General features: G+C 54.0%; 1 pseudogene. It reads left to right on the forward strand.

Annotation, left to right across the window (positions count from 1 at the left end):
• A pseudogene (locus Q1A48_RS21560) lies at positions 1-278 on the forward strand (IS5/IS1182 family transposase); the annotation flags it as partial.

Raw genomic sequence — 278 nt, forward strand, 5'->3', positions numbered from 1 at the left:
CGGCAGAAGCAACTGTTGTCGGAAGAGCATTTCAGCGTCGACGGCACCTTGATTCAGGCGTGGGCCTCGCACAAAAGTTTTCGTCGCAAGCAGGAAAGCGACGACGATGAGGGCGGTGGCAGCAACAGCGAGCGAGACTTCCACAAGGAAAAGCGCAGCAATGAAACGCACGAATCGCGCACCGATCAAGAAGCTCGGCTATACAAAAAATCCAAAGGTGCTGAAGCCAAGCTGGCCTATTTGGGTCACACCACCATGGAAAACCGTAATGGCCTGAT

Source organism: uncultured Microbulbifer sp. (genome assembly GCF_947489355.1).
Taxonomy (GTDB): Bacteria; Pseudomonadota; Gammaproteobacteria; order Pseudomonadales; family Cellvibrionaceae; genus Microbulbifer.